The sequence below is a fragment of the Aliiroseovarius crassostreae genome (genome assembly GCF_049803815.1).
Classification (GTDB): Bacteria; Pseudomonadota; Alphaproteobacteria; order Rhodobacterales; family Rhodobacteraceae; genus Aliiroseovarius; species Aliiroseovarius crassostreae_A.
This window is the reverse complement of the sequence record NZ_JBNAGI010000004.1, coordinates 33,109-51,084: the sequence shown is the minus strand read 5'-3', so window position 1 is coordinate 51,084 and position 17,976 is coordinate 33,109. Positions and strand designations below refer to the sequence as shown.

Here is a 17,976-nt window from a genome sequence, read left to right as displayed (position 1 = left end):
GTCCATGCAAACCGTTACCACCGATCGTATCATCATTGTCGGGGCTGGATTGGGCGCGCTTTACGCCGCGCTGAAACTTGCGCCGCAACCGGTGGTGATGATCTCTCCTGAACCACTGGGCGAGGGGGCAAGCTCGGCTTGGGCGCAGGGCGGTGTGGCGGCGGCGATGGATGCGGCAGACAGCCCGGAAAGCCATGCAGGCGATACCGAACAGGCCGGAGCAGGGACGGTGGATGTTGCGGTGGCCAATATGGTCACCCGCGAAGCCCGTCAGCATATTCACGATCTGACCACGCTGGGCACGCCTTTTGATCGCACTGAAGACGGGGAATATGTGCTGTCGCGCGAGGCCGCGCACAGCTTTGCCCGCGTGGTGCGCGTCAAAGGCGATCAGGCCGGTGCCGAGATCATGGCCGCCCTGATCGAACAGGTGCGCGAAACCCCGTCGATCCAGGTTCTGGAAGGCACCATGGCGGTGGATCTTGAGGTCACGGAAGGCCGGGTCACCGGCGTGGCCATTTGCGAAAGTGACGATCGGCGGTCCGCCCCGGTGATGCTGCGCGGATCGGCCATTCTGCTGGCGGGCGGCGGGTCCGGCGGGCTTTATGCGCTCACGACCAATCCCCCGCGCATTCGCGGTCAGGTGATCGGCATGGCCGCACGGGCCGGGGCCGAGATTGCCGATGCAGAATTTGTCCAGTTTCACCCCACCGCAATGGATGTGGGCGAAGACCCGGCCCCGCTTGCGACCGAAGCCCTGCGCGGCGAAGGGGCGGTTTTGATCAACAAGCATGGCAAGCGGTTCATGCTGGATGTGCATCCCGACGCCGAGCTTGCCCCGCGTGACGTGGTGGCGCGAGCCATTTTCGCCGAGGTGCAGGCCGGAAATCGCCCGATGCTCGATACGCGCGCAGTGCTGGGCGAGGGGATCAAGACACAGTTTCCATCGGTGGCCGAATATTGCGCCCGCAATGGGATCGATCCAGCCTTAGAACCGATCCCCGTCGCGCCCGCCGCGCATTACCATATGGGCGGCATTTCCACCGATATGAAGGGCCGCGCCAGTTTGGACGGGCTTTGGGTCTGTGGCGAGGCGTCTTCAACCGGATTGCATGGGGCCAACCGACTGGCATCCAACGGGCTTTTGGAAGCACTGGTTTACGCGCGGCTTTGTGCGCAGGATATCCGGGCGACAACGGGTGATCTTCCCGCTGCTGATCCTGTTGATATCCGTTTTGAACCCGGCGGGGCCGCGCCGGATGAGGCTGCCGTTCTGGCCCTGCGTCGCGTGATGACCGATTTCGTCGGTGTGGTGCGCGATGAAGCCGGTTTGACGCGTGCGCTGGTTGACATTGCCCGGCTGGAACAGGACCAGGCGCACAGCCCCTCGTTCAAAAATATGTGTGCCACCGCGACCTTGATCGCAGCTGCCGCGTTGGAACGGCGTGAAAGCCGGGGCGCTCATGAACGCTCGGATTACCCCGATACATTGCCGGGGCCGGGCAAACGCTCTCGTATGACCATGACCCAAGCGCTTGATATTCGTGCGCGGGTTTTGAAGGATACCAAATGACCTACGCAACCCTTCCCGATCTTGTGCTGGAACCGATGGTGCGCAATGCGCTTCTCGAGGATCTTGGCAGCTATGGTGATGTGACCACCCGTGCGGTGATCCCGGCGGGCACCACCTATAATGCGCGGCTGAATGCGCGCGAAGATGCGGTGGTGTCGGGGATGCAGGTGGCGGCTTTGGCGTTTCGCCTGGTGGATCCGGCGTTGGAAATTGTGACCCATGTGGCGGATGGTGAAACCTGCTCGGCGGGCGACGTTTTGATGGAAATCCGCGGGTCTGCCGCGTCCATCCTCTCCGGCGAACGGGTGGCGTTGAATTTCGCGGGCCGTTTGACAGGCATTGCGACAAAAACTGCTGGGTTTGTGGCGGAAACAAAAGGCACCGAAACCCGTGTGACCTGCACGCGCAAGACCACGCCTGGTTTGCGGATCGTTGAAAAGCTGGCGGTGCTGCATGGCGGCGGGTTCAATCACCGGTATTCCCTGTCCGACGCCATCCTGATCAAGGACAACCACATCGCGGCCGCCGGTGGTGTGCGCCAGGTGCTGGAGGCCACCAAAGCCCATGCCAGCCACATGATGGCGGTTGAGATCGAAGTGGATCGTCTGGACCAGCTGGAAGAGGTGCTGGAGGTTGGCGGAGCCTCTGTTGTGCTGCTCGATAATATGGACAATGACACACTGGCGAAGGCCGTGAAGATGGTGGATGGTCGGATCAAGACCGAGGCCAGCGGCAATGTGAAACTCGACCGGATTGCATCGATTGCCGCGACAGGGGTGGATTACATCTCGTCTGGGGCGCTGACCCATTCGGCACGCACGGTGGATCTCGGGCTCGATTTCTGACCTTCGCCGATGTTTGCCCTGCCAGTTGGCACCGCTCAGGCGCTCAGCAAGGTCACCCCGGGGATCGACTTGATCTCATGCATGTCATCGTCATAGGCCTGTGAAAGCTCGGCCATAAGGTCTTCGCTCCAGCCGGGCAGGGTGATTTCCTCTTCCACCTCGTCGTCCAACGCGAATTTGTCCAGAAAGGCCGCCAGCACGCGGCGGCGCTGGATTTCATTGTGGATCGTGTGCTCAGCCATATAGTTGCGCAGCCGTTTCATGCCCTCTTTCGCCATGATCTGGCCGAGGATATCAAGCCCCCCCATCAGGCGAACCTCGGGTTCGACACCCGCCACTTCATGCAGGATCTCTGGCCAGATCAGCGGGGTGTCTTCGTTGCACCAAACCGTGATGTGGCAGTCCGGGTTGGCCTCGCGAATGGCATGGATCGTATCCGACCAGCACAGCAGCGTGGGATCCAGCCCGCCCAGAAGATGCCCCAGCTTGTCATCCGGCACCTTTTGCGCAAGCGCTGGCACCAGGGTTGAAATATCACGCATACCCATGAAAAACTCGACCTGGTGCATGGGAAACAGGTTGCGCATGCGCTGGGTGTTGCGTTCGGCCAGCGGGTAAAGCACCCCACCTTCCAGGGCGCGAAACGGCGCGCCCAGAAAGTTTTCGTGGCCAAACACGATCCGTTCCGCATCGTCGATATCCACAAAATGCTCGATCAGCATTTCCTGTGTGTCCAGATCGGCCTTTTCGCCCCCCAGCTTGTTCAGGACATCGGATAAAATGCTGCGATAGCGGCTTGGCCCCGGTACGCAGACGCCTTCTTCGGCCAAGACGCCCGCATTGCGCAACAAGGACCGAAGCAATTGATCGTCGTCCGTACAATGTGCCCCGATGTGAAACGAGATTTTCATATCTGTCCTATTTCTGCCCGGCGTCCTTTGAACGATTGAAACAAACATATGGTGCTTTTCTGGACAGTTAAACCCAAATTGGTTTATGGGCTGTGTATGGCCGAGCAAAACACTCAGATTCCTACCTCTTCCCGAGACCGTAGCCGGATTGGCAAATGGCGGATCAACCCGTGGTCGGTGGGGGCCGGCGTGATTGCCCTGATGGTCTTGATGCCAATCCTGTCGATCATCTGGATGGCGATGACGCCAGAAGAAAACGCCTGGCCCCATCTGATGGCGACCACTTTGCCGCGCTATACGATGAACACGTTGGTGATCTGCCTGTCGGTCGGGATCCTGTCTGCGGCAATCGGAACCGGATCGGCGTGGATGTTGACCATGTACCGGTTCTGGGGATCGCGCTGGATGCAGTGGCTGCTGCTCACGCCCCTGGCCATTCCGGCCTATGTCGGGGCCTATGCGATGGTGGATTTCCTTGAATATGCGGGGCCGGTGCAGACCGCCTTGCGGGATCTATTTGGCTGGCAGTCGGCACGCGATTACTGGTTTCCTGAAATCCGCTCCCGCTGGGCGGCGATTGTTGTCCTGACCGCGGCGCTCAACCCCTATGTGTTCTTGCTGGTGCGCACCGCGCTGCGGGAACAATCAGGCGATGCCTATGAGGTCGCACGTGCCTTGGGGGCAGGGCCGCTGGCCCGGTTCTGGCGTGTGGGGCTGCCGCTGGCGCGCCCCGCCATTGCCGCGGGCGTCGCGATCGTGATGATGGAAACCCTGTCGGATTTCGGCGTGGTGGATTTCTTTGCGGTACAGACTTTGACCACCGGGATCTTCTCGATCTGGTTGGAAAGCCACAACGCGGGCGGGGCCGCTCAGATCGCCATGGTGATCTTGTTGTTCGTGTTTCTGCTGGCCGCCTTTGAGAAGTTCAGCCGGTCGCGATCCCGCTTTTACCGCACATCGCGTCAAAGCCGCCCCGCAACCGCGCGGCACCTGACGGGCCCTTATGCGGCGCTTTGCCTGTTTCTGTGTGCTGTGCCCTTTATGGTTGGGTTCGTGATGCCGGTGGGCGTGCTTTTATACCACGCGATCAACAAGCCGGAGTTCTGGTTTTCAAACGGTCTGGTATCGGCGCTGCTGCACACGCTGACCGTCGGTGGGGCCGCGGCTGTGATTACCGTGATGGGTGCCCTGTTCCTGGTCTATGGGGTGCGGATGTCAGGGCGCAGCCTGCCGCGTAGGCTGATGCCGGTTACCACAATCGGATATGCCGCTCCGGGGGCGGTCTTGGGGGTTGGCATCCTGATCCCGATGGCGGCGGCTGACAATGCCTTTGCGGATGGGGTGCTTGCGCTGACCGGCTGGGATCCGGGGCTGTTGCTGACTGGGACGGCCTTTGCCGTGGTCTATGCCTATTGCGTGCGATTCTTCGCCATTGCGCAGGGGGCGGCGGATGCGGCATTTGAACGGGTCTCTCCCAACCTGCCCATGGCGGCAAGATCCCTTGGCCGCACTGCCCAGGGCGCCCTGAGAGAAATCTATGTCCCGTTGATTCGCGGATCTGTCGGCACCGCACTGCTTCTGGTGTTCGTCGATAGCGTGAAAGAACTGCCCGCCACGTTGCTGCTGCGCCCCTTCAACTATGGCACGCTGGCCACACGGGTTTACGAACAGGCCTCGCTTGAACAGCTTGAACAAGCGGCCCCTCCGGCGATCATGGTGATTGTCGTCGGGCTGGTTGCGGTCGCTTTACTTGCCCGAACCGGGAAATAGGCTTGAACCCGTCCGCGACTTTTCGTAAAGGGTTGCGCGTGCCCCTATAGCTCAGCTGGTAGAGCAACTGATTTGTAATCAGTAGGTCCGCGGTTCGAGTCCGTGTGGGGGCACCACTTAAATCCCTGAAAATAAATGGAAAATTTTGAAGTCACGTAGCGGGACGCGCGCGATTTTCAAACACTTTTCAAACGCAGGTTGGTTTTGCCGCTCATTGATTCTGTTAACGTTTTGGTAACCTCAATTGGTTAACGATTGACGAAGATGTTCGTTTAATCGTTTCTCGTCAGAGGCTTGCCAACCGCGACCATGTTGCAGACGTTCGAAAATACGCGCCCATATGCTCAACCGCTCTCGCCCATAGAGGCGAAGGGCAAACGCTATGCGCTGCCACCGGACTTTGTGAGCGGTCTCACCTTCTTGCGGCCACTGCTATCCGCCAAGGGCCAATGGCTCGACACGCAAGTTCACTTGCTCAACGGCAAGCTCTACGCCCTGACCAACAAACTGATCGTTGAGCACGATCTCGGAGACTTAGAACTCCCAAACTGGTGGTTCAACTCGAAGATGATACGAACGCTTGAGGCGTTTCAAGCTCCGCCAAGCGAGGTGTTCGTGGACGGTGTTGAGATGTGCTTTCGCTGGTGCGACGGCCAAGCGTACCATGTAAGACCTATGCACGATCTTCTGCCGGGGGATGGGCATCAACGTGCAGCGGACGATGCTTTCAACCGCTTCTGGTGCTTTGATCAAGGGATCGAACTCATAGACGAAACACGTCGCTACATTCGAAAACTGATCAACGACAAGAATTTGGCCCCCGACATTTTCATTGATGGACAGGCGATAGCTTCACGCGCGAGCAGTAACGGCAAGAATTGGACCCTTGAAAGCAGCGACCCTTTCCCGACAAACGCTACCCGCATCATGCGGTTTGACCGAAAAGCCTTCCTCGACATGATCCGCGTCGCGGATGAAATCGACTTCACAGCCTCCCCCGTTTGCTTCCGCCATGCGCATGGCCGAGGATTGCTGATCGAGCGCACTGCGACTTCCGACACTCCAGATTTCGGGGCGTTCGATGACTGAGATTCGTGACGGATTTTTCCGCCATCCTGACGGTGATGCACCCGACAAGCAGATGCAACGCCTGCTCGCGGGTGAGCACAACCCGACATACGACGGGCTTTTCTCGACCACGATCTCCGAAGTGGATGGAGAAATCAGGGAGGCCGAACTCCTGCGTCGGAAGCTGTTGTCGCAACTCGTTGAGGTGCGCAGGAAGCTCGTGTCCCTGCGTGCGGACAAAGAGGAAATCGAACAGGCGGTGAGGACGTTCGAGGAAACGGGAGAGATCGCCGAAGTGCTGCTCCCTACCTGCGACGCGATGGTCGCTAAAGAACAAGCCTCACTGCGGAAGGCGGATGAACCAATCAAGTCTGCCGAGATTGACGACGCGAAAGCGGATTTGTCGGACAAACTGCCCGACCAATGGGATATTGCCGAAACAACGGCAGACGAAGAGTTTGTCTATGTCACGATCAAACGCCGCCGTTCGGTTGTCGCTGCCGAGCGCCCTTCAAAAGAAGAAACCCGCTCTCGTATAATTGAGCGAGTGCGTCAGGCGTTCGAGGCCTATCGGACGGACTTCTTGGAACGCACGAGACCGTTACGCTTGATGGCTGTGCCCGCCAACCCGAGGGCTTCGCCGTGAACAAGATTGAATGGGACACCGTAGACGGAATTCTTGAGGAAGCCGATCTCTGGAAGTTGTTCTCTGAGCACCCCGATCAACAAAGTGAAACGATCCTGTTTTTCTCCCAGATCAAGCCTCTGCTCTCGAAAATGCGGCTTGAGGACGAGACACGGTTCTACCACGTTTATGAGCATTCGACTGTGCCCGAAGCGCCTGATCGGGCCAGAAGTCGTGCGATAGTGACTCAGCGGAACCTGCGTCGTGTAGCAAACGCTATCGCTGGGCGTGGCAACAGCGACGCCGCTATTCAATACTCGGGCACTCGCGAGGCTGTTTACTGACGGTGGATTGATGATCGTTGGATGGGAGCGAAGGGCGGGCGTGTTCGACTTCGTGGCTTTGCCCGTGCGATTTGTTGTTCCATTAGTTCCGCTTTTGTTCTACTATGAGGAATGAGCCAAGCCATCTACCATAACGTGCAACCAATACCGTTTGTTGAGGCACGTATGTCGAAAAAGTTTTTTGAAGAACGCGGAGACCAATCCGAGGTCAAAGCTAGAATTGTCCAAAAGTATTTTGTCGCTTGGGCCAATATTGTGGTTGGCGCGACAAAGCGGTGGGGAGGAGGTAAGATCGCTTATATCGACCTCTATGCTGGTCCGGGGCGCTACAAAGATGGTGCAGCGTCCACACCTTTGCTCATTCTCGAAAAAGCAATTGAAAATGACAGAATCAGAGATTCCCTTGTCGCTCTTTTTAATGATGTGGATGAAAACAACTCCAGCACCCTGACAAATGAAATTGCTGCGCTCCCGGGAATTGAGACCTTGAAGCATAAGCCGGTTGTTAATTGCAACGAAGTCGGCAAGGACGCAGAGGAATACTTTTCGACAACGGAGATCATTCCGTCATTCACTTTCTTTGACCCCTTCGGCTACAAGGGGCTTTCTTTGCGCCTCGTCAACGGTGTGATTAAAGATTGGGGATGTGATTGTGTGTTTTTCTTCAACTACAACCGCATCAACGCAGGTATCTCAAACCCGATGGTCAAGGAGCATATGGATGCGTTGTTTGGCGAAGATCGCGCAGAGCAGCTTCGTGACAGAGTAAAGGGGGCCAACCCGGCTCTCAGACAAGAAATGGTCCTTGAGGAACTCTCTAACGCACTGATCGAGATGGGTGGAAAGTTTGTTCTCCCGTTTCGGTTCAAGAACGATGAAGGGCGGCTTACGCACCACCTTGTTTTTGTCTCTAAAGACTTCAAGGGCTATGAAGTCATGAAGGAGATCATGGCAAAAGAAAGCTCAACTGAGGACCAAGGCGTCGCGTCTTTTGCGTACTCTCCCGCAGATGAGACGATGCCCTTTCTGTTCGAGTTTCAGCGGCCGCTTGATGATCTCGCAAAAATGCTGCCTGTGGCTTTTGCGGGTCAAACTCTTTCAATGCGCGAAATATACTGCGAACATAGCGTTGGACGCCCTTATCTGAGCCGCCATTACAAGAACGTTTTGGGTGAACTCGAGGCTGACGGGATCATATCGGTTTCCGACCCCCAAGGCAAAAAGCGCCGAAAAAACTCATTCGCGGACCGACTCCTTGTGACCTTTCCTGATGGTGGAACCTGATGGGGACCAACTCAAAAATTGAATGGACCGAGGCGACTTGGAATCCCGTTGCGGGATGCAGCATCATATCTCCTGGATGTACCAATTGCTATGCCATGCGAATGGCGAAGCGTCTTGATGCTATGGGGCAAGAAAAGTACGCGGGCCTAACTCGGATGTCAGGAGGGCGTCCAAAGTGGAACGGACGTATGAAGCTCGACGAGGCGTCACTGGACATTCCTCGCTCTTGGCGGCAAGGCAGAATGATCTTTGTGAACTCGATGTCTGATCTTTTTCACGAAGACGTTCCCGTGAAATTCATTCAGCGCGTGTTTGAAGTAATGCGCGATTGCCGTCAACACACCTTCCAAGTTCTCACGAAGCGGTCAGAAAGGCTGAATGAGATTTCAGCAGATCTTGAATGGTCTCCAAATATTTGGATGGGGGTTAGCGTGGAAAATTCCGATTACACCTATAGGATTGATAACCTGCGTTCTTGCGGCGCCCATGTTAAGTTTCTTTCTCTGGAACCTCTTATTGGTGACGTCGGGGAAATGAACCTCAAGGGTATCGACTGGGCTATTGCTGGTGGAGAAAGCGGACCGGGAGCAAGATATATGGACCCCGCTTGGGTTCGCTCAATCCGAGATCAATGTGTTGCGAGCAGCGTTGCCTTCCACTTCAAGCAATGGGGCGGCGTCAATAAAAAGAAGACTGGTCGAATGCTCGATGGTCGGACTTGGGACGAACTGCCGTCCAAAGCAGTGGCCTAAGCTACCCTCCAGCGTTGTCTCCGAGTAGAGCTGCGCAGAGACGGGCGATTGCATCGGTTTGGGAGTACTCGTGGGGCGCTTGCCATAATGCTGCGCTCTCGCCTCGCAGCGCCGCGCTTCTCACCACCACCCGCGCAGGGTCTGCTGCACGGCGAGGCCCGCTTGCAGGTATTGCGAGGCGAACCCGCCGAGGATCAGCGCGATGCCCAAGTCGCCGTGTCCGCCCACGCTGCGGCTCTGGCTGATGATCTGGTTGCCCGCCGCCGTTGTCGTCGTCGCGAAGGAAGCCAGGTCGGCCTCGATCTCGTCTCGCAGCGGCAAGTCAGGCGCGAACTTGAGGTCGCCCGAGGTGAACAGCACGGCGAGATTTTCGATCATGAAGGTCTTGCCAGCGTTGACATACCGCGAACCCTTCTTCAACCAGTCCTGCCCGCCTGTCATCTGCACCGCCTTGTGATCGACGCCTTGATCCCAGAGCATGTCCGAGACCACGCGCCCTATGGACGTGCCATCAATCGCGAGTTCTGACTTCCCGCCAAACGGCGGCGCGTTGCGCAGGCGGACAAGGTGATCAACAACGTCCACGTAGGACACGCCACGGAAGCGGTCAGCGTAGACCACCGTGCGCTCGCGTGGGCCGACGATGATCTTGCCATCGTCCACGATGGGCAACGCTTGGTCCTTGATCACGACGACCGCCGAGAAGTCATTTGCCTGCCCGAGGTCAGCGGACACCCAGTAGCGTTGATACCCTGAGATGCGCGGGATTGCGGGGTCTTGGTTGGTCTCGTTCACCACCTCGCCGTCAGGCAGATAGACGAAGTTCAATTCGGGTTCGTAGTTCACATCTTGGGGCATATCGCGACCTCTGTTGTGCTTGTGGCTTGTTCGATGATTGAGAGGTCGAAATACGCGTGGCCATCGCTTAACATTTCCACCTCGATTTCTTGTCGGAATTTCGTCGCGGAAAGCGTGCGGCGCATCCGTTCGACCTTTTCGGCCAGCCTTGGAATATCCGTGCCGCGCACGACGATGCGGTGGATGCCGTCGCCGGGTTTGGCGTCCAGAAACAACCGCGCGAAGTAGTTGTTCTTGCCTGCGGGTGTGCTGCTGAAAAACACCTGCCCGTCTTTGGTCAGCATCGGCAGGACGCCCGAGATCAGGTCTTCGCCGCCGCCTTCACCTTGCAAGAACGCGCATTCGTCAATGATCAGCAGCGACACCGACGGATAGCCTCGGATCGTGTCTGACGTGGACGGCAGCGCGACGACGCGCGCCCCGTTCGACATTTCGAGTTCGGTCAAGGTCGAACGCGTGATCACCAGATCCGTGCGGCGGAGCTGCTGCCCAATCTCGCGGGCGATGATCTTGGCTTGCCGTTCGGCGGGTGCAACGCAAATGGTCAGGCTGTCGGGGACGTGCAGTTCCTCGACGGCACGCGCGGCCAACACGGACGTCTTGCCCGCCTGACGCCCCACGCGCAGGGCAATCTCCGACGCCTGCGTGGTGAACGCCTCGACCTGCCACGGATCAGGCGCGTGGCCGATCCAATGGCTGAGGCGCGCGACGGGATCGAGATCACGTTCGAGGCCCACGCACCAGTCATGTAGGGCGTCAAACGGCATTCTTCTGTCGCTCGTAATAGGCGCGCATGTTGGCGACGCTGCATTGGGTGCAGTTTCGGTTGCCGTCGCGCGGCGAGACGTGCCCGTTCTTGCAGGGAATGCCCGTGAAGTAGAGCTTGCCGCCTTCCGCGAGCATCACATCGCGGCTTTGCGGCAGGCGCGCCCAATCAGGCGATCCAGCTTCCTTGGCGGCGGCAAGGCGACGGCAGTATTCGTCCCAGCCTTCGAAATCGCGGTGGGTCATAGCACCTGCTCCTCTTTCGTGACCGACAAGACGTGGTGGCGCATGTGCTTGAGGAGCACTGGCTGAGCCTCGGGCACCTCGTCACAGACGGCGCGGAGGATGCTTTTCATCGTCACCCACTCGGGCGATTCCGCGAGCGTGACCGAGACCGAAAGGTTGGTCGCGAGTTTGCCCTGCATGGTGGCAATATCGCGCAGCACCTTCCGCAGACCTTCCATCGAAGCGAGGGCGAAACCATCGTCGCCCGCTTCCTCGGCCTTGGTGATCAGCTTTTCGACGCGCCGCGCGAGGCTTTCATAGGTCCGCGCAACGTCCATCCGCTCGTCGTTGAGAACGCGCGTTGCCTCGTCCAACGGCTCGATACGCGCCTCTGCCAAGATCGCGCGTTCCATTTCCTCGGTGATATGCTGCTGGCGGTAGCGCGAAACGGAATCCGGGTGCATCCCGACGCGCTTCGCGATCTGCGCCTTCGACATACCGCCGGGCAGACCGTGTTCCCCGAGGACGATCTGCTTGATGATCGTCTTCTTCTCGGGGTGTGTGTTGATCGTGCTTGGGCGTCCGCTGCCTTTGTTCCCAGCCATATCAGGATACTCCCGAACGCGCGGTTGAGGCGGTGATGGGCAGGCACGTATCGTCGCGATACCAATTGATCCGCTCATTCAGGCGGGTCCACTCGCCAACGGAGACATCCTGCAAATGATCATGGACGCGATTTGCCGCCTCTTCCCTCATGCCCGCCGCGACGAGATCGCAGCGCAGCTTGCCAGCCTGAACGCCAGCCAGACGGAGCTTCATCACCTGCGCCAAAGCGACGATCAGCGCATCCTGACTGTTGCCTGACGGGTCGAGTTGAGCATGGTCGTGCTGCGTCACCACAGTCAGGTCGCGCAGCACGAACACCTCGTCTTCGGCAGAAAAGCCGAGGACGACGCGGTAGGCCCATTCCAAGGTTGCACGATCCTCAGGCGTCATGGGATTTCTCCATCAGTGCGAGTTTCGTTTGCATGTGCTGCGGCAGGTCGTCGGGTTGATCCCAGGATTTGACCGTCATGCCCTCGGCGCGCAGGCGCTGATACTGACGAGGGTCTGACCCCATCACATCGCGGCGCATGTAGGCGACCCGCTGATCCTCGTCCTTGATGACCGTGGTCGTTGTCGTCGCGACATTCCCACGTCCGCGACGGTGGGTGTCGTCGGCCTTGTCGGGATCGACGATTTCCAACGTCGCACCGATCTTTGCCGCTGCTTCCTTGGCCGCGCGATACTTTGCAGGGTCGCGTGCCTCCGCGCGAGTCAGGGTGTGGGCGGGCTTGGTCCCTTTGGGGTAGTAGTTGCCGTCAGCGGCGCGCTCATAGCCCATGTCAGCCAGTTGCTTGTCCGTCTCGGTCTGCTGTTCGAGTTGGCGCTGTAGGTCTTTCTTTTCGTCCAACACGCGGGCGTTGAAGTCGTGCAGCCCTTCGAGTTTCTTCTGCTGCGCACCCACGGTTTCAGTGAGCGCCGAGACCTGCTGAATGAGGGCTTTGAGAGCGGCGGATGTATCGTCGGCCATTGCGGTGTCCTTTCATGTCACAACCAAAAACGGACACAGGCGGAGGCCCATGTCCGTTTCTCTGATTGGGCATGACGAGACCACCGATCCGTCACAGGCAATGTATCAAGCGGCCTTTGCTGCCCCGACCGCAGAAGCAGGTGGAGGGCGTTTTGAAGGGGTGTTTTTCAGGTGGAGCCAACGCGCCCGGAGGGTCTCGACGGCTTGCGTGTGGCGCTTCTGGGTGGCGGGCGTTCTGTCTGTGGGCAACGGGAAGTCGGCACCCTCCATCATCCGCCGAACACGCTCGCCGAGCACGTTGCCGTCCCAGCCGATCAGGCTGCACAGGTAGGCACGGTGGCGGGCGTGTGGGCCTGTTCGATCCGTCAGGAAGGCGATTGCCTGATCCTGCTCCGCCTGTGTCGTGAAGGTCGAGTAGGTGTCGGGCTTGGCGATCACGAACAGGTCGCGGTAAGCCTGCATGATGATCGCCGTAACCAAGGCCGCTTCGGGCGATTGTGGGCCCGTCTGCGTGATCATTGCATCCAAGGCTTCGCGTCACCGGGCAGGATGTGGATGATCTTGCGGGCGACCACGATGTGTTCCGCAACCTTGATCTCGTGCTTGTTCGGAGCGAACTGCCAGTCGATGTAGACGCGCGGCGGGGTATCGACGCCGATGTGCATCGTCCACACGCCGTGGACGCTCAGATCGCGGTCTTGGAGGGTTTCGCGCGTCAGGGACAGTTCACGCCAGAGGGGTCGCACCGCCATGTCAGGCTCGCAGTTGATCGACCACGGAGGCGATGTGCTGCCACGGGATCGGGAACGAATGGGGATGCACTTCGACGGTCACACCTTCGGGCTGCACAAGCACGTTGTAGGTGTCGCGGTAGATGTTGCCCTGTTCGGGTTCGAGCGTCGATTTGAGGTCGTCCGCGAACGCGGCGGCATCGGGCACGCCGAGGTTCGACGTGGTGTTCATGCGGGTGTAGGTGAGTGTGACGGCTTCGTGCTCGTCGATTGTCGCGGTAATGGTCATTGTCATGTCCTTTGTGTTGTGGCGCGCACCGGGTCCATCGCGGCAGTCGGGAGAGCCGATGCTAGGCCATTCCCGATGCGCGCAGACCCAGCACGAAATGCGTATCACCCGCTGTCGGGGCGTTGTTCCGGGGAATGAGGTGGCGAAGCGGGAAAATCAGGTTGCGAGAAATTTTCGATTTTCACTCACTCAAGGGGTGAATGTTCAATCGGCAGTTACTATTTTCACTACCCCGGCGGGTGAGAGCAAAAGGTGATTTTATGAAAGCTGTATTGAAGAAAATCGAAGGCAACTGGGACGTTGGATATGCGCTCGACAAACACATTGTCAGCAGCACCTATACTGGTGACAATGAATACGGATACCCGACTTTTCATACTGTAAGGACCGAAGCTGGCGAGGCCGTTTACCAGTTAAAGTATCGTTCTGATTGGGATCAAGTCGAGCCTCTGGCTGACGCAGTAGTGCAGCACATCGTGCCAAATCTCGGCCCCATCGGCTTGGTGATCCCTGTGCCCGCGTCGAAGACAAGGACGCGACAGCCCGTCTACGAGGTTGCTCAGGCCGTTGCGAAGAAGACTGGTGTCAACTCTTTCGAAGGTATCGTGTCCAAAGCAGCAGCTGTGGGTGAAGCCGTTGCATTAAAGGACCTCTCCACCAAGGAAGAAAAGGTTGCCGCTCTCGACGGCAGGTTTACAATTAGTGATACCATCAAGGGTGATGGGTGCTGGAACGCCTTGGTCGTCGATGACCTTTTTGACACCGGTGCTTCAATGGAGGCAGTATGTGCGGCACTTCGCAAATACCCGAAGATCGGCAAAATATACGTCGCAGCACTAACGTGGAAATGACATGACCAAAGTATTCATCGCAGGCTCGATCAAGATAAAGAACCTCGACCCAAAATTCGTTCAACGCATTCAGAATATCGTGTCCGAACAACTTGAGGTCGTCGTTGGCGATGCAAAAGGCGCAGACACTTCCATTCAAAGCGAACTGAACAAACAGTTGGCACGCAACGTCACGGTATACTGCTCGGGTGGCGAGCCTCGAAACAACGTTGGTGGATGGCGGGTAAAGGCCATTCACACGGACGCTGAACCCGGTACACGAGCATTCTTTACTGCGAAGGACAAGGCGATGGCGCAGGATGCCGACTACGGTCTGATGCTTTGGGATGCGGCAAGCACAGGAACACTAAGCAACGCCTTGGAATTGATCAAAGGCGGGAAAACTTGCGTCGTGTTCGTGAATAAGAACAAGTCGTTTATCAACGTAAAGGAACCCGAGGATTTAAGAGATTTGGTTTCCGTTATGTCCAGTGGCGCGAGGAACCAAGCAGAGAGGAAAATCGGCTTGAGTCGTTTGCTTTCTGAAACCATTAATCCACAATTCGGGTTGCCCCTTTAAGATTTCATTGCCCTATCCAAGTTATGTCAGCCTTGGTGACGGTTTTTGAGGTCATTTCCGCAGGCCGTTTGATAGCGCGTTTGAAAAGCATATGACGAAGAGAACAACCGCTTGGCAAAACAGCGGTTTTGTCTGCCTCGGTGGATGATTGATTGTCAGTAGGTCGGGGTTTCAGGCCGTAGTTGCGACTTGCTCACAACAAGCAGGTGGAGATAGCGGGAGGAGGCCACCTGCCAAATCGCGAGGGGTTTGCCGCCTCTGCACGGTTGCACGGTTGAACCGTGATTTTCGAAACTAATGGAATTTTTAGTTGGTTGGTTGTGTCCACCCCCGTCATACAAACAACCAACCAATGGCGTTACAGAGTTTGAAAACCGACCGCGCGACCGTGCAACCGTGCAGCGCACCGAAAAATGGGCGAAGCACGCACTCGCACCCCGCCCATCAATACCAAGTCGAACAAACTCAGAATGCCGACTTCTGACTTGCCATTTCGATCACAGCATCAATCGCTTCCTGACTGCTATCATCCCATTCGAAGATGAATGTCCTGCGAGGGCCTCGCTCGACCCGAACACCGTGCTGCTTGAGCATTGGAATTGCGCGCTCTACGCGGCTACCCATGCCCTTGGGCGAGCGGGGCACATCATCGCGGGCGACCTTCAAGTGTCCGACTTCGATTTGCTCCTGCATCGACTCCCAAAGCTGTTTCGAGTTCGCCTCCCACCGCCGATCACCGACACCCGAGGATGCAATCTGCCGCGTAAGGAATTCGAAAACGCTGTCCGAGTGTTCGAGGTCAGCCATTTCTTCCGCGCTTTTTTCAGCCATGCGTTCGACGAACCAACCATCGGGTCGCCCCAAGTGGCGCGCGATCACTTCGCCCACACGGCAAAAAGTCGCAAAGCGTGACCCGCTGTACTCGATCTGATCCGCCTCATTGATACACAGCACAACGAGGTCAAGCAGCGCGCCCGTGAACCTTGCGCGCTTCTCCTTCAACATGCTCTCGAACTGCATATCGTTGAGATATTCGTCAGGGCGATTCAGCCTGATCCGCACAATGCGCTCGGATAAGTCGGCCGCGTAGAACGTCGGATCAATGCCCGCGATGATGATGGGGCGTTTGGCCGACATGGAGACGCTTTCGAAGTCGGTATACAGCTTGCGCTTCCGAATGCCGCCGCCTGTTGACAGGCGACACAACGGATCACTGATTTTCGCAATAGACGAGAAGTTGTCGCCCGATACCGTGCCCGCATTGTATGCGGCAGCGAACAGATCATCCTCGCTCTTGGGTTCGCCCGCCTGCGCGCCAACCTTCGGATCAATCGTTTCGATGATCGTCCGCAACGCCGATGACTTGCCTGAACCCGCGGGGCCGTCGAGAAGCGCGATAGGGCAGGCTTGTCCAGGGAAATACATCGCCGTGACCATCCAAGCGAGAAGGAACGGTATTTCGTCGTCGCCCACGTTCAGGAAGTCACAAAATTCCGATAGCTCGCCCTTTTGGGGGACAGGCATGGGCAGACAATCACCGCGACGGAACACCACGGGCGGATCATCGACCACGCGCCATCCCGCAGCGTCGATCTCAACGACCTGACACAGGTCATCCGCGAGGAACACGTACCGCGATGCACCTGCTTGGGCAAACCGCAGCCAAACCGCCTCTCTGTCGGTCTGTGATGCAAGTGCGTCTGCGTAGTTGACCACCGAGTTCAATGTCGTGTCGTCAGGCGTCAGCCCCTTGTCATTAAACAGACCGAGCGTGACGTGATGCTTGAACGCGGTTGAACGGATGGGCATGAAGTTGCGATCACCAATCTGCGCGTAGCCCACGCCCACGTCGTCGCGAAGGAGGCGCACATCGTCGAGGAACGATAGTGCAGTGAGCTTGCGCGATTCCGTCTTGTTGTAGGGTGTGCCGCCTGTGTAGCCGCTCTCCTTGGCATACAGCCAAAACGTGATGGGCGAAAATTGCGACGTGCCCGTGTTGAACCACTTCTGCTCGTCTCCATGCTTGTAGGCGTCGGCAGTCTTCGACCATGCTGTCCACCGTTCACGCGCCCAATCAGAGCGTGGACCGTCTTTGCGTTCGAATGCAGAGATCAGGCACAAAGCAGCTGCGCCCCATTGATCGTATGTTTCTACGTCATAGCGCGAGATGAAGGCGTCGAAGGCGGCATCGTAGTCGATGCTTGCTTCCTTCGCCTTCGGGCCTGATTTTTGCTGCCTCGCAAACTCGATCTTGAGTTCGTCGCCATCGACCAAGTGAGCGAAACCATTTTCGTCCACGCCATCGACCCGCAGTGCGCGCGACTTGCGAGAGAGCGGCAGAGCGACGTTGTAGTGGTCTTTCTGCCCCTTTGGGAAGATTTCGATCTGATGGGTGTCGCTGTCCGCAAACAAACCTTTTGTGCCGACCGTGAATATCTCGTTCGGCCAAACCGTTTGCAGGATCGTTGTCGCCGTTTCGAGAACCTTCTTTCCCGAATTGATGATCTGATCGGATGAAAATTCGCGTTCGAAGACGACCCACAGATGCACACCGCAACCACCGCCTGAGCGGACAGCGAAGAACGGAATTTTGTGCGCGCCAAGCGCGCCCGCGATTGCGCCTGACCGCGAACCGACGATTGCGGGGTCCAACTTGCCGTCGTGGTCGTCAATGTCGAAGATCAGGAAGCGGCTTTTCCGTTCTGCGCTCGCAATGTTCATGCCAAGAGGTGTGTCGCCTGACAAATGCGCGTCGATCATCTCATCCGTGATCGTGCCCTCGCGCATCGAATAACCATTCGTTCCGCGATAAAGCCAATAGTCGGGGCCACCGTAGCCAACCAACTCTTTCAATGCTGATTTGTTGTCCATGCCAATATCAGGATGGACCTGCTTCACTGGTCGCGTGCCGCTGCATCGGCGTCTATAAATCAGTTATAGCGCACAACGCTTT

At 57.7% G+C, this 17,976-nt stretch carries 21 protein-coding genes and 1 tRNA gene; 11 read left to right on the top strand and 11 right to left on the bottom strand.

The window, feature by feature from the left end:
- Positions 1-4: 4 nt before the first annotated feature.
- Both ACP15V_RS11825 and nadC read left to right on the top strand, forming a co-directional pair.
- Complete coding sequence (locus ACP15V_RS11825; protein ID WP_424943910.1) at positions 5-1,573, top strand: L-aspartate oxidase; 1,569 nt, start codon at positions 5-7, stop codon at positions 1,571-1,573.
- Positions 1,570-2,418, top strand: coding sequence for a carboxylating nicotinate-nucleotide diphosphorylase (gene nadC, locus ACP15V_RS11820; RefSeq protein WP_424943909.1), 849 nt, complete (start codon positions 1,570-1,572; stop codon positions 2,416-2,418). Before ACP15V_RS11825 ends, nadC begins: the two co-directional genes overlap by 4 nt.
- Positions 2,419-2,453: 35 nt before the next feature.
- On the opposite strand, the gene ACP15V_RS11815 is transcribed toward nadC, so the two are convergent.
- On the bottom strand, positions 2,454-3,329 hold the full coding sequence (locus ACP15V_RS11815) for a hypothetical protein (protein WP_424943908.1): 876 nt from the start codon (positions 3,327-3,329) through the stop codon (positions 2,454-2,456).
- A 96-nt stretch (positions 3,330-3,425) separates the two neighbouring features.
- On the opposite strand from ACP15V_RS11815, the gene ACP15V_RS11810 reads away from it, so the two are divergent.
- The 7 genes from ACP15V_RS11810 to ACP15V_RS11780 all read left to right on the top strand — a co-directional run bounded on the left by ACP15V_RS11810 (position 3,426) and on the right by ACP15V_RS11780 (position 9,172).
- Entirely contained in the window at positions 3,426-5,099 is a 1,674-nt protein-coding gene (locus ACP15V_RS11810; protein WP_424943907.1) for an ABC transporter permease, read from the top strand.
- A 40-nt stretch (positions 5,100-5,139) separates the two neighbouring features.
- Positions 5,140-5,215, top strand: a tRNA-Thr gene (locus tag ACP15V_RS11805).
- 193 nt (positions 5,216-5,408) lie between these two features.
- Positions 5,409-6,188 (top strand): hypothetical protein, encoded by a 780-nt coding sequence (locus ACP15V_RS11800; protein ID WP_424943906.1) that lies wholly within the window; start codon positions 5,409-5,411, stop codon positions 6,186-6,188.
- Positions 6,181-6,813 (top strand): hypothetical protein, encoded by a 633-nt coding sequence (locus ACP15V_RS11795; RefSeq protein ID WP_424943905.1) that lies wholly within the window; start codon positions 6,181-6,183, stop codon positions 6,811-6,813. The genes ACP15V_RS11800 and ACP15V_RS11795 overlap by 8 nt, the downstream gene beginning before the upstream one ends.
- The gene (locus ACP15V_RS11790; protein WP_424943904.1) at positions 6,810-7,136 is read left to right on the top strand and encodes a hypothetical protein; all 327 of its coding nucleotides are present in this window, start codon (positions 6,810-6,812) and stop codon (positions 7,134-7,136) included. Before ACP15V_RS11795 ends, ACP15V_RS11790 begins: the two co-directional genes overlap by 4 nt.
- Positions 7,137-7,247: 111 nt before the next feature.
- Positions 7,248-8,420, top strand: coding sequence for a three-Cys-motif partner protein TcmP (locus ACP15V_RS11785; RefSeq protein WP_424943903.1), 1,173 nt, complete (start codon positions 7,248-7,250; stop codon positions 8,418-8,420).
- Positions 8,420-9,172 carry a DUF5131 family protein gene (locus ACP15V_RS11780; protein ID WP_424943902.1) on the top strand — a complete coding sequence of 251 codons (753 nt, stop codon included), beginning with the start codon at positions 8,420-8,422 and terminating at the stop codon, positions 9,170-9,172. Before ACP15V_RS11785 ends, ACP15V_RS11780 begins: the two co-directional genes overlap by 1 nt.
- A 120-nt stretch (positions 9,173-9,292) precedes the next feature.
- On the opposite strand, the gene ACP15V_RS11775 is transcribed toward ACP15V_RS11780, so the two are convergent.
- The 9 genes from ACP15V_RS11775 to ACP15V_RS11735 all read right to left on the bottom strand — a co-directional run bounded on the left by ACP15V_RS11775 (position 9,293) and on the right by ACP15V_RS11735 (position 13,613).
- Positions 9,293-10,030 (bottom strand): hypothetical protein, encoded by a 738-nt coding sequence (locus ACP15V_RS11775; protein WP_424943901.1) that lies wholly within the window; start codon positions 10,028-10,030, stop codon positions 9,293-9,295.
- The gene (locus tag ACP15V_RS11770; RefSeq protein WP_424943900.1) at positions 10,015-10,797 is read right to left on the bottom strand and encodes a terminase large subunit domain-containing protein; all 783 of its coding nucleotides are present in this window, start codon (positions 10,795-10,797) and stop codon (positions 10,015-10,017) included. Before ACP15V_RS11770 ends, ACP15V_RS11775 begins: the two co-directional genes overlap by 16 nt.
- On the bottom strand, positions 10,787-11,041 hold the full coding sequence (locus ACP15V_RS11765; protein ID WP_424943899.1) for a hypothetical protein: 255 nt from the start codon (positions 11,039-11,041) through the stop codon (positions 10,787-10,789). The genes ACP15V_RS11770 and ACP15V_RS11765 overlap by 11 nt, the downstream gene beginning before the upstream one ends.
- The gene (locus tag ACP15V_RS11760) at positions 11,038-11,625 is read right to left on the bottom strand and encodes a hypothetical protein (protein WP_424943898.1); all 588 of its coding nucleotides are present in this window, start codon (positions 11,623-11,625) and stop codon (positions 11,038-11,040) included. The genes ACP15V_RS11765 and ACP15V_RS11760 overlap by 4 nt, the downstream gene beginning before the upstream one ends.
- 1 nt (position 11,626) lies before the next feature.
- Positions 11,627-12,016, bottom strand: a complete 390-nt coding sequence (locus ACP15V_RS11755; protein ID WP_424943897.1) for a hypothetical protein — start codon at positions 12,014-12,016, stop codon at positions 11,627-11,629.
- Positions 12,006-12,593, bottom strand: coding sequence for a hypothetical protein (locus ACP15V_RS11750; protein WP_424943896.1), 588 nt, complete (start codon positions 12,591-12,593; stop codon positions 12,006-12,008). The genes ACP15V_RS11755 and ACP15V_RS11750 overlap by 11 nt, the downstream gene beginning before the upstream one ends.
- Positions 12,594-12,698: 105 nt before the next feature.
- On the bottom strand, positions 12,699-13,112 hold the full coding sequence (locus ACP15V_RS11745; protein ID WP_424943895.1) for a hypothetical protein: 414 nt from the start codon (positions 13,110-13,112) through the stop codon (positions 12,699-12,701).
- Positions 13,109-13,345 (bottom strand): hypothetical protein, encoded by a 237-nt coding sequence (locus tag ACP15V_RS11740; protein WP_424943894.1) that lies wholly within the window; start codon positions 13,343-13,345, stop codon positions 13,109-13,111. Before ACP15V_RS11740 ends, ACP15V_RS11745 begins: the two co-directional genes overlap by 4 nt.
- A 1-nt stretch (position 13,346) precedes the next feature.
- The gene (locus ACP15V_RS11735; RefSeq protein ID WP_424943893.1) at positions 13,347-13,613 is read right to left on the bottom strand and encodes a hypothetical protein; all 267 of its coding nucleotides are present in this window, start codon (positions 13,611-13,613) and stop codon (positions 13,347-13,349) included.
- Between the two features lie 260 nt (positions 13,614-13,873).
- Between ACP15V_RS11735 and ACP15V_RS11730 the strand changes: the two genes are divergently transcribed.
- Positions 13,874-14,464: a ComF family protein gene (locus ACP15V_RS11730; protein WP_424943892.1), complete on the top strand. Its 591-nt coding sequence runs from the start codon at positions 13,874-13,876 to the stop codon at positions 14,462-14,464.
- A gap of 1 nt (position 14,465) precedes the next feature.
- Positions 14,466-15,023: a hypothetical protein gene (locus ACP15V_RS11725; RefSeq protein ID WP_424943891.1), complete on the top strand. Its 558-nt coding sequence runs from the start codon at positions 14,466-14,468 to the stop codon at positions 15,021-15,023.
- A 465-nt stretch (positions 15,024-15,488) separates the two neighbouring features.
- Here the strand turns inward: ACP15V_RS11725 and ACP15V_RS11720 are convergent, their stop codons facing one another.
- Positions 15,489-17,921, bottom strand: a complete 2,433-nt coding sequence (locus ACP15V_RS11720; protein ID WP_424943890.1) for a TOTE conflict system archaeo-eukaryotic primase domain-containing protein — start codon at positions 17,919-17,921, stop codon at positions 15,489-15,491.
- Positions 17,922-17,976: the final 55 nt, after the last annotated feature.

Coding starts and splice junctions, on each gene's coding strand:
- ACP15V_RS11825 (WP_424943910.1), top strand. CDS start 5: ATGCAAACCGTTACCACCGATCGTATCATCATTGTCGGGGCTGGATTG.
- nadC (WP_424943909.1), top strand. CDS start 1,570: ATGACCTACGCAACCCTTCCCGATCTTGTGCTGGAACCGATGGTGCGC.
- ACP15V_RS11815 (WP_424943908.1), bottom strand. CDS start 3,329: ATGAAAATCTCGTTTCACATCGGGGCACATTGTACGGACGACGATCAA.
- ACP15V_RS11810 (WP_424943907.1), top strand. CDS start 3,426: ATGGCCGAGCAAAACACTCAGATTCCTACCTCTTCCCGAGACCGTAGC.
- ACP15V_RS11800 (WP_424943906.1), top strand. CDS start 5,409: ATGTTGCAGACGTTCGAAAATACGCGCCCATATGCTCAACCGCTCTCG.
- ACP15V_RS11795 (WP_424943905.1), top strand. CDS start 6,181: ATGACTGAGATTCGTGACGGATTTTTCCGCCATCCTGACGGTGATGCA.
- ACP15V_RS11785 (WP_424943903.1), top strand. CDS start 7,248: ATGAGCCAAGCCATCTACCATAACGTGCAACCAATACCGTTTGTTGAG.
- ACP15V_RS11780 (WP_424943902.1), top strand. CDS start 8,420: ATGGGGACCAACTCAAAAATTGAATGGACCGAGGCGACTTGGAATCCC.
- ACP15V_RS11775 (WP_424943901.1), bottom strand. CDS start 10,030: ATGCCCCAAGATGTGAACTACGAACCCGAATTGAACTTCGTCTATCTG.
- ACP15V_RS11770 (WP_424943900.1), bottom strand. CDS start 10,797: ATGCCGTTTGACGCCCTACATGACTGGTGCGTGGGCCTCGAACGTGAT.
- ACP15V_RS11765 (WP_424943899.1), bottom strand. CDS start 11,041: ATGACCCACCGCGATTTCGAAGGCTGGGACGAATACTGCCGTCGCCTT.
- ACP15V_RS11760 (WP_424943898.1), bottom strand. CDS start 11,625: ATGGCTGGGAACAAAGGCAGCGGACGCCCAAGCACGATCAACACACAC.
- ACP15V_RS11755 (WP_424943897.1), bottom strand. CDS start 12,016: ATGACGCCTGAGGATCGTGCAACCTTGGAATGGGCCTACCGCGTCGTC.
- ACP15V_RS11750 (WP_424943896.1), bottom strand. CDS start 12,593: ATGGCCGACGATACATCCGCCGCTCTCAAAGCCCTCATTCAGCAGGTC.
- ACP15V_RS11745 (WP_424943895.1), bottom strand. CDS start 13,112: ATGATCACGCAGACGGGCCCACAATCGCCCGAAGCGGCCTTGGTTACG.
- ACP15V_RS11740 (WP_424943894.1), bottom strand. CDS start 13,345: ATGGCGGTGCGACCCCTCTGGCGTGAACTGTCCCTGACGCGCGAAACC.
- ACP15V_RS11735 (WP_424943893.1), bottom strand. CDS start 13,613: ATGACCATTACCGCGACAATCGACGAGCACGAAGCCGTCACACTCACC.
- ACP15V_RS11730 (WP_424943892.1), top strand. CDS start 13,874: ATGAAAGCTGTATTGAAGAAAATCGAAGGCAACTGGGACGTTGGATAT.
- ACP15V_RS11725 (WP_424943891.1), top strand. CDS start 14,466: ATGACCAAAGTATTCATCGCAGGCTCGATCAAGATAAAGAACCTCGAC.